Source organism: Neisseria sp. P0021.S005, from assembly GCF_051956955.1.
On sequence record NZ_JBQCWY010000120.1, the window covers coordinates 1 to 7,631 of the forward strand.

Below are 7,631 nucleotides of genomic sequence, written 5' to 3' on the forward strand. Positions count from 1 at the left end.
AGATAAAACAGTCCGGCAAACCAAGAAATCACAAAAAATATGTGTAACAGCTTAAACCACAAATACATTTCAGACGGCCCCAAAACCTAAAACCATTATTTTATCCGCAATACGGCCCGAGCCAAAACAAAATAGTCAAAACAATCCGATTTAGTGCGCCGCAACAATGTGTTGCAGGCGCGATTTTACCCAAAAACCAAATTGTAAATTTCGCAACAATATGCAAGTTAATATATGCACAATGCAAAAAACTTGTTAAAATCCTATGCTATTTAATTATAAAAACATTATGGACGGAAAACATGAAACAATTTGAAATCAGCAACAGCGTCAGGAAAGAGCTTAGCAACTACCTGAATACGCACAATCTAAACCTCAAAGCCGCCATGGACAACGAAACAACCAATGGCGAAGTCGCGGCCATCGTTCACGCAGGATTGCCGGCGATGATTCGGAAAATCTATTCTTTGGAAAAAATGAAAACCTTTTTCTGGACGAAAAAAGATTTGATGATGGAATTTATCAATATGCGTTTGGCTGCCGGCGATAAAAAAGGCAAAAACTAATTTTAGCGATGGGCAGGGGGAGATAGGGGTTTGAAATGCGGACTTCTGTTTTTCTCGAAGTCTTGTTAGGGATAGGTGTACTCATTGTTCCTAATAAATTTTGACAACCGAAAGGTCGTCTGAAATTCAAATGATAGGGCATGGGAACATGCCCTGTTTTTATGGGCGGTTGGTCTGCATTGGGAAAATATTGAGCTTGGCAATCATTGCGGCGTTCCGCGCCGGGTAGTTTTATCGGTTGAATGGTTTTATTTGTTTTGCTGAACATATTGAATGGATTATAAAAAGGCCGTCTGAAATATTTCAGACGGCCTTTAGCGTTGAATCAGCAATTAAAACGGCGGATTTTCAAATCAAGCTGCGTTGTCGAAACCGCTGTGGCGGAGCAGGGCATCCAGGCTTGGTTCGCGGCCGCGGAAGGCTTTGAAGGATTCGGCTGCGTTGCGCGAACCGCCGACGGCCAGTATTTCTTTCCAGAAGCGGCGGCCTGTTTCGGCAACATCGTCGCTTTCTTCAAAAGCGGCGTAAGCGTCCGCGCTCAAAACTTCCGCCCATGCGTAGCTGTAATAGCCTGCGGAGTAGCCGCCGGCGAAGATGTGGCTGAAGCTCAAGGCAAAGCGGTTGTATGCCGGCGGTTGGGTTACGGCGACTTCTTGGCGCACTTTGTCCAAGATTTGCGGCCATTCTTTCAGACGGCCTTCATCTTCCTGATGGTAGATTTCCATGTCGAAGAGGGCAAATTCCATTTGACGGACGAGGAACATACCGCGTTGGAAGTTTTTAGCCGCGTGCATTTTGTCGAACAGCTCTTTCGGCAATACCGCGCCGGTTTCTTCGTGCGAGGACATTTGCGCCAATACGTCGTATTCCCAAACGAAGTTTTCCATGAATTGGCTGGGCAGCTCGACCGCGTCCCATTCGACGCCGTTGATGCCGGATACGCCCACTTCGTCAACTTGGGTCAACAAGTGGTGCAGGCCGTGGCCGGTTTCATGGAAGAGGGTGATGATTTCGTCGTGGCTCAAACGCGCTTCTTTGTCGCCGACCGGCGGGGTGAAGTTGCAGACGAGGTAAGCAGTCGGCAGTTGCAGCGTACCGTCGGCGAAACGGCGGCGGCTTTTGTAGCCGTCCATCCATGCGCCGCCGCGTTTGCCTTCGCGTGCGTACAAGTCCATGTAAACGCCGCCGATGGTTTGGCCGTCTTGTTTCAGCTCGAAATAGCGCACGTCTTTGTGCCAAACGGGGACGGTTTTTTCAGCCAGCTCGATGCCGTAGAGTTTTTTGATTTGGGCAAACAGGCCTGCCAATACTTTGCTGATAGGGAAGTATTTTTTCACTTCGGTTTCGCTGAAGGCGTATTTGGCTTGACGCAGTTTTTCGGCGGCGTAGCTCAAATCCCAAGATTGCGGATCTTCGATATTCAGGCTCTCGCGTGCAAAGGCTTTGATTTCGGCAAAGTCTTTTTCGGCAAACGGTTTGGCGCGGCGGGCAAGGTCGTGCAGGAAGTTTAAAACCTGTTCGGGCGTGTCGGCCATTTTGGTTGCCAGCGACAGCTCGGCGTAGTTTTTGAAACCGAGCAGTTTGGCGGTTTTCAATGCGTTTTCGAGAGTGCGGTCGATGTTGGCCGTATTGTCGAATTTGCCGTCGTCAGACAATTCGCTGGCGCGGGTAACGTAGGCACGGTAGATTTGTTCGCGCAGTTCGCGGTTGTCGGCGTATTGGATGACGGCGAGGTAGTGCGGAATTTGCAGGCCGATTTTGTAGCCTGTTTTACCTTCGCTTTGCGCGGCGGCGGCAAACATGGCGAGGGAGTCTTCGGGAATGCCGGCAAGCGGCGCGGCATCGTCAAAGTGAATGCCGAAAGCGTCGGTTGCGTCTTGGATGTTTTGTGCGAATTTGGCACCCAGTTGCGCGCCTTCGGTTTGCAGTTGCGCCAGTTCTGCCTGCTGTTCGGGCGGCAATTCGGCACCGCTGAGGACGAAATCGCGCAAGTCGTGGTTGAGCTTGGTTTGCTGCGCCGGGGAGAGGGTGTCGAATTCGGCAGAGTTTTTGATGATTTTAAAGCGGTTGTACAACTCGATGTCTTGACCGATTTCGGTGAAGAAGATGGTGATTTCTGGCATCAATTCGTTGTATACGGCACGCAATTCGGGCGTGTCGACTACGGAGTTGAGATGGGAAACCACGCTCCAAATGCGGCCGACGCGTTCGGTAATGTCGGTCAGTTTTTCGACGGTGTTGGCCCAGTCGGTGTGCGTTTGCGCTTTGATGGCGGCGATTTGTTCGCGCGCTTCGGCAATGGCGGTTTGCAGGGCGGGTTTGATGTCTTCGGTTTTGATTTGGTCGAAACGGGGTTCTTCGCCCAAGTGGAGCAGGACGTTGTCGCTCATATGGTTTCTCCTGAATAAGATGGATTCAGACGGCCTTGTGGCCGTCTGAAAAGAAAACGATAGGCGTTATATGGTGGCAGACAGGCAGAATTAAAGTGTCCTGCCTTCCTGTCGGCCAATCTTATTCTGCGCCGCGCGGATTGGCGTGCAATGGCGCAGCCAGCTCGAGGCGCATGGTGGTGCCTTCTGGGGCATAAACCGCATTGGCAACATTGGTTTGCAGGGATTCGGCAAACGAGCCGCGATACACTTTTGCGCCTTGGTGGGTCAGGTTGGATTGCACGTCGACGTACACTTCTCCGCCGATTTGACGCCAGAGGTAGCAGAAGGTGTAGTCTTCAGACAGGTAGCGTTTGCTTTCGGGATCGACCATGCAGTCGAAGAAGCGGTAGTGCAGGCCTTTGTTTTCCGGGCTGTAGTCGCTGTCGGAGACGTAGTTCAACTCGGGGTAGGCCTCTATCATTTTTTCAAATACGCTGCGTTTGATAACCATGAAGCCGGTTGGCGCGTCATGGACTTTCATAAAACCGTCTTCATCGACTTTCAATACGATTTCACCGTTTTCATCTTTGTCGTTGGTGTTGACGGTGTAAGAAGTGTACATACGCTCAAAATCGGCTTGGGTCATGCCGGCCGGAAGGCCTGCTTTCGGCCAGTTTTCGCGTTTGAGCGGATAAACGCCGGCTACAACGTCTTTATCGGCCAAGAGCAGGCGGTAGAATGAGTCGGGAGAGAAGCCGATGTCGGAGTCAATCCAGAATAAATGCGTCCATTCTTTGTTTTCCAAAAATTTGGCCACGCAGTTGTTGCGCGCGCGCGTAATCAGGCTTTCGCCGCGCTGCATCATTACTTGCAGCGGCAGGCCGAGGGAGGCGTTGGTGTGGACGATGTTCAGAAGCGAGAGGGTGTAGTTGTGGAAATATTTGCCGTCATGGCTGGGGGTCATAATGACGGGATACATTTCGGCAAGGGCTGATTCGGGCAACATGACTTTTCCTTATTGTTGATTGTGAACTTCATTATTGTAAGGGATTTAATTGTATCAATAAACAAACCGTACTATTTTGTTTGGTTGATCAGTCGGTATTGCGTGCGCAAAAATTCGTCTAAGACGGCCTGTTGTATTTCCAGCCGTTTGGAAACGGGGGAGGCGAAGCGTACGATGATGTGGTACACCTTGTCATCATGCGGCACGCGGGACACGCGCGGCTGGGCGGCGGGGGTAATAAAGAGTTTTTGCGCTTGAACGTTTTCCAAATATTGTTGGATAACGGGAACATAGGCTGCGCACAAGGGCTCAAGAACGGCTTTCAGACGGCCTATGATTTCGTCCGAATCCAAATGAATCGGCACGGGGATTTCCACCGTATGAATCACATAATTGCCCAAAATATTGTCGCGGCGCACGGTGTGGCTCAGAAGCAGGCTGTTGGGAAACGAGAGCGTTTTGCCGGAAAGTTGGCCGATCAATGGATTAGGGCCGATTTGCATCATCAGCGTGTTCAGCATATTGATATCGACCACCCGTCCGCGCAGGCCGTTGATTTCGATGTAGTCTCCGATGGAGTATTGTTTGGTTACCGAGCGCAGGATGCTGCCGGACAAACACATAATCAGCTCTTTGGTTGCCACCACAATCGCCGCGGCCACTGCAAACATCGACAAGGCCAAAGTTTGAATCTGCGCCGCCCAAATCATCGCCAGCCCGAGCAGGATCAGCAACATGGTCACGTTGCGGCTGAACACCAGCGAGCGGCGTTTGTTTTCAATGCTCAAATCCGGATGGCTGCGAAAATGCGCCGAGAGCAAAATGCTGCGCCCGGCAATGACGGCCACAATCATCAATACCGACATCAATGCCGATTTAATGATTTCTTCACTGACAGGCAAAGCGTTCAGCCATTCATGCATGGTGTTCCACATAATCCTGTTTCCTTTCCCTTCTTAGGCCGTCTGAAAACCCACGCGTTCAAAAATTTCTGCCGCACACGCTTCCGATACCGCAAACAAAGTTGCCACGCTGCCCAAAGCCCGTTGCGTAGCCGCACTCAAATCATCACGGCACACTTCGCCCAGCCACTCAACCGGCCGCACCAGCGACATTTTTTCATCGTCCCATTGCGGACAATGTACCGCGCCGCCCGTAATCCTGCCGACCCGATAACGGCGCAAAGCAGGCGAGTAGGTCAGTACGGCATCTCCATCAGCCAATTCGTTGACAAACCGCCACACCTGAGCCGCGCCCGATTGCGCCGTTCTCAACTTCACATCCGGTACGGCCGAACGGTAAATATCGGTCAGCTCCTCACGGCCAAAACCCTTGGCCGCCGCTTCGGCCAGCATAGGCCAGGCCAATGCCGCAACACCGCGTTCAAAAAATACATCATAAAGCGCACCTTGCGTGCTGCGAACCATATAAAGTTTGGCTTGTTTTCCCATTACAGTACCTGTTTGTTTGAAGGATTCATCCCTTTGTTTCCATGTTACCTGTTACGGCTGAAAAATTCGATATTTTACATTGCCGGAAGGGTTTGAAGTTCTCGCTGAAAATAAATGAATTATAGATGAAAGGCCGTCTGAAAAATAAAATAGGCTTATATATCAACAGATGATATAGCGTAACAATATATTAATAACTGTAAAATTATTTACGTTTGCATCAAAAAAAGATAAGATGGAATAATCAATCGAGAAAGATTGCTATTCACTGAACATTAGGAGAGAAAAATGACCTGTAAAACCCACGAACATCATGACCACGTTCACAGCGCAAACTGCGGCCACACTGCCATCAAACACGAAGGCCACGTCGATTATCTGCACGACGGCCACCTGCACCATGAGCACAACGGCCACTACGACAAGCATGCTCTGAGCGTCAATGAAACCAACCCTGACGGCTGCCATCCGGTTGACACCTGCCACGGCCACGTTCACGGCGAAGGTTGCGGCCACGAAGCCGTACCGCACGGCGATCACGTTGACTACATCGTCAACGGCCGTCTGCATCACCAACATGGCGACCACTGCGACGACCACGGCCCGGTTGAAATCGTTAAATAAAACTGTTTTTCAGACGGCCTTTAATATGGAGCATCTGTAGGGAAAGGGGGGGTATTTTCACCCCCTTTTCATATATATTGTCGTACCCTACACTAAAACAGCCATTATTATGTTTGACATCATATTTGTATTGGTATTCGGCAGGCTCCAAGCCTCCGGAACACTGAATTTTCCCGATAGGCTTTATCCCATCTGGAAATGGGCGCTAGGCGCAGGCATGCTTTATGCCACGATAGGGACAATGCTGGGATACGCTTTCTCCGGTTCCTTCTCCCTAGTCAGCTTTTTGCTGATTATTGCCTTGTCATCAACCTGGTTCTCTCTGTATTTCAAACTGTTGCGGCTTACCGCCTCAAAAACTGTACTGAACCAATGTATTTACTGGGTGCTGGGTATTGTTTCGGCATTGTCGTTCCCCTTTATTGTGGGCTACTTTTCCCTATTGGCCAAAGGCTTTGTACAATAAACTTTTCAGATAATCTCCCTATACAATAAGGTCGTCTGAAAGCCTGAATCTTTATCTGATTTATGTTTTTAAAGCGCTTTTTAAATTAAAGGCCGTCTGAACGTATAGTTTCAGATGGCCTTTAGTTTTACCAATTCACGCGGACGGCCCTGCTGCCGAGCAATGTTTCCAGTTCGTCAAACAAGGCGGTGCTTGGCGTTACCATCCATTTTGGCGCAATTTTCAATTTGCCTGATGCTTTGCCGTTGCTGTACGACAGTTGCAGCGGAATGTGCGACGTGTCGGGCAGGCGGTGGGCGGTGAGGATGGCGGCGAGGCGTGCGATATCGTGGCCGGGGGCGAGGACGAGGCTGAGGCTGCGGGCGTAGCGTTCGCGCGCCATTTGCAGGGTCATGACTTGGTTTGCCATAATGCGCAGACCGTCGCCGCCGCCGTAGTCGTTGCGGCTGACTTTGGATTCGATAATCAGCACTTGGTCGGATTTGAGGTAGTCGGCGCAGTTTTCCAGCGTGTGGCCGCTGACCATGATTTCCACCAGACCGCTCAAATCTTCAAGGCTGACGAAGGCGATTTTGCCGCGTTTGCCCATCATGGTGCGCACAGCGGTAACGAATCCGGCGAGGCGTACGCTGTCTTGCGGTTTCAGACGGCCCAATTTGGTCGGGGCGATTTGGCGGACTTCTTGGGCATACGGGCCGAACGGGTGGCCGGACAGGTAAAAGCCGATGACGGTTTTTTCTTCGGCGAGTTTTTCCGATTCGCTCCACATGGGCGCGTCGATGAGCTGCACCGGTTCAATGGCGTCTTCCATCATGTCGAAAAGTCCGCCCTGATTGACGTTGGCGGCTTTTTGGTCGGCGTTGCTCATGGCAAGGTCGATGTTCGCCAAGAGCATGGCGCGGTTGGGCTCGATGCTGTCGAACGCGCCGCCGCGTATTAGGGCTTCGAGGGTGCGGCGGTTCATGTGTTCTTTGCCGACGCGCTCGCAGAAGTCCAAGAGGCCGGTAAACTTGCCGCCACTTTGCCGCGCGGCGATGATGGATTCGACGGCGGCTTCGCCCGTGCCTTTAATCGCGCCGAGTGCGTAGCGGATTTTCATGTTCGGATACGGCGTGAAGCGGTAGTCGGATTCGTTGATGTCGGGCG

General features: G+C 51.2%; 8 protein-coding genes and 1 pseudogene. 3 read left to right on the forward strand and 6 right to left on the reverse strand.

The features are described 5' to 3' along the window. Positions 1–68 (reverse strand): annotated as a pseudogene (locus ACTHUE_RS08410) (CopD family protein); the annotation flags it as partial. 234 nt (positions 69–302) lie between these two features. Here ACTHUE_RS08410 and ACTHUE_RS08415 point away from each other — a divergent pair. Next, entirely contained in the window at positions 303–566 is a 264-nt protein-coding gene (locus ACTHUE_RS08415; protein ID WP_004520905.1) for a hypothetical protein, read from the forward strand. A 353-nt stretch (positions 567–919) separates the two neighbouring features. Here ACTHUE_RS08415 and ACTHUE_RS08420 read toward each other — a convergent pair whose 3' ends face one another. From ACTHUE_RS08420 to ACTHUE_RS08435, 4 genes are all read right to left on the reverse strand, one after another. Continuing rightward, positions 920–2,956: a M3 family metallopeptidase gene (locus ACTHUE_RS08420; RefSeq protein ID WP_049336939.1), complete on the reverse strand. Its 2,037-nt coding sequence runs from the start codon at positions 2,954–2,956 to the stop codon at positions 920–922. Positions 2,957–3,077: 121 nt separating this feature from the next. Next, positions 3,078–3,944, reverse strand: coding sequence for a hypothetical protein (locus tag ACTHUE_RS08425; protein ID WP_004520901.1), 867 nt, complete (start codon positions 3,942–3,944; stop codon positions 3,078–3,080). Positions 3,945–4,015: 71 nt separating this feature from the next. Next, positions 4,016–4,879 carry a mechanosensitive ion channel family protein gene (locus ACTHUE_RS08430; RefSeq protein ID WP_004520900.1) on the reverse strand — a complete coding sequence of 288 codons (864 nt, stop codon included), beginning with the start codon at positions 4,877–4,879 and terminating at the stop codon, positions 4,016–4,018. Between the two features lie 21 nt (positions 4,880–4,900). After that, a complete protein-coding gene (locus ACTHUE_RS08435; protein WP_004520899.1) occupies positions 4,901–5,395 on the reverse strand; it encodes a restriction endonuclease in 495 nt (164 codons plus the stop codon). 288 nt (positions 5,396–5,683) lie between these two features. Between ACTHUE_RS08435 and ACTHUE_RS08440 the strand changes: the two genes are divergently transcribed. Then, complete coding sequence (locus tag ACTHUE_RS08440; protein ID WP_440361210.1) at positions 5,684–6,019, forward strand: hypothetical protein; 336 nt, start codon at positions 5,684–5,686, stop codon at positions 6,017–6,019. 109 nt (positions 6,020–6,128) lie between these two features. Beyond that, positions 6,129–6,485, forward strand: a complete 357-nt coding sequence (locus ACTHUE_RS08445; RefSeq protein ID WP_004520896.1) for a hypothetical protein — start codon at positions 6,129–6,131, stop codon at positions 6,483–6,485. Positions 6,486–6,612: 127 nt separating this feature from the next. Here the strand turns inward: ACTHUE_RS08445 and ACTHUE_RS08450 are convergent. Next, positions 6,613–7,631: helix-hairpin-helix domain-containing protein (locus tag ACTHUE_RS08450; protein ID WP_440402801.1), on the reverse strand; the 1,019-nt coding region annotated here is incomplete at its 5' end.

Excerpts from the sequence above, each read along its gene's own strand:
- ACTHUE_RS08415 (WP_004520905.1), top strand. The coding sequence starts at position 303 with ATGAAACAATTTGAAATCAGCAACAGCGTCAGGAAAGAGCTTAGCAAC.
- ACTHUE_RS08420 (WP_049336939.1), bottom strand. The coding sequence starts at position 2,956 with ATGAGCGACAACGTCCTGCTCCACTTGGGCGAAGAACCCCGTTTCGAC.
- ACTHUE_RS08425 (WP_004520901.1), bottom strand. The coding sequence starts at position 3,944 with ATGTTGCCCGAATCAGCCCTTGCCGAAATGTATCCCGTCATTATGACC.
- ACTHUE_RS08430 (WP_004520900.1), bottom strand. The coding sequence starts at position 4,879 with ATGTGGAACACCATGCATGAATGGCTGAACGCTTTGCCTGTCAGTGAA.
- ACTHUE_RS08435 (WP_004520899.1), bottom strand. The coding sequence starts at position 5,395 with ATGGGAAAACAAGCCAAACTTTATATGGTTCGCAGCACGCAAGGTGCG.
- ACTHUE_RS08440 (WP_440361210.1), top strand. The coding sequence starts at position 5,684 with ATGACCTGTAAAACCCACGAACATCATGACCACGTTCACAGCGCAAAC.
- ACTHUE_RS08445 (WP_004520896.1), top strand. The coding sequence starts at position 6,129 with ATGTTTGACATCATATTTGTATTGGTATTCGGCAGGCTCCAAGCCTCC.